This is a genomic window from Bacteroides sp. CAG:633, assembly GCF_000435115.1.
In the GTDB taxonomy this organism is placed as follows: Bacteria; Bacteroidota; Bacteroidia; order Bacteroidales; family Bacteroidaceae; genus Bacteroides; species Bacteroides ndongoniae.
Genome location: NZ_FR883121.1, coordinates 1 through 1,187, shown reverse-complemented (window position 1 = coordinate 1,187; position 1,187 = coordinate 1). Strand labels below are relative to the sequence as shown.

General features: G+C 58.8%; 1 pseudogene. It reads right to left on the bottom strand.

Going from position 1 to position 1,187, the window contains the following annotated elements:
* A pseudogene (locus QVP67_RS12100) lies at window positions 1–1,187 on the bottom strand (hypothetical protein); the annotation flags it as partial.

Genomic DNA, 1,187 nt, shown 5'->3' with positions numbered 1-1,187 from the left:
AGAATGTAGTCGGCACGACCCAGTTCGGCTTTCTGGCCGTCGATAGTTACCTGCCAGCCGTCAGGATAGTATATTTCGGAAAATACTGCAATACCGTCGCCGCTGTTTTCGGTTTCGTACGTCAGGCGGTTGGGCGCGTAGCTAGTCAGGCGGATGGCGGACAGGCTGTCCTTATGGGCATCGGTCATGCCTTTCAGTGCGTCCTTGAAGCGTTTGTCCACAACGGCTGTTTCGGTGGGCAAAATGTCGTGCAAGGCATCTATTTCCTGATTGGCATTGTCCACATACTGTACGTTGTTCACAAACCAGGCATTTCCGTAGGCAAAGGGGTTGCGCATGGGCATAGTTTCGCCTTTCTGTCCGGCGGGGAAGATGAAGTAACGGGTGTTCAGCATGTTCAGTACGCGGAATTTGCTTGGGTCGATGCTGTCTACCTCTCCGGCCGAAGTGGCAAACTCGCGGTAGGCGGCCTGCATTTCACCACTGATGTGGTGGTCTATCATTTCCTGATAGCGGCGAAGCTTGGCAGCGTGGTATCCGCCCACGCTCTTGTGCCAGTAGGAGGTGTTGTTCTCGTTGAAGGTGTTCGAGGCGAGGTTCAGCACGCGGTAGTCGGCGTCCTTGTCCTGCAGGATCTGTTCGTCGGCCGGCGTCTTGCTGAAGCTCTCGGTGCGGATGGAGCGGGACACGAACTGTTCGTCGTTCAGGTAGCGCTTGTTGACGCTCCACATGTCCACCAGGCAGAGCACGGCGATGCCGGCCACGGTGAACGACTGCCGCAGCTTGCCCGTGGTGTAGAGCATGAGCAGCAGCAGGCCGATGGCGATGATGAGGAAGCTGCGCAGGGCGTCGGCCTGTACCAGGGCGGCGCGCATCTCGCCCAGATTGGCCAGGATGCCGTTCAGCTCACTGGCCGGAATCATGCCTCCGTCAACGGCCTGTTGCAGCATCTGCGCCTCCTGGGCAGGCACGTAGGAACCGCCCGACGAGGGAACGGCATACCACAGAGCCACACCGGCCGTCAGCAGCAGGCTGATGCCTAGGGCCTTCAGGTTGGCGCGCAGCACAGTGGGCTCTTCCAGTATCTTCTTCAGGGCAAAGACCGCCAGCAGGGGGATGGTGAACTCGGCGATGACGAGGATGGACGACACGGCGCGGAACTTGTTGTACATCGGCACGTAGTCAAT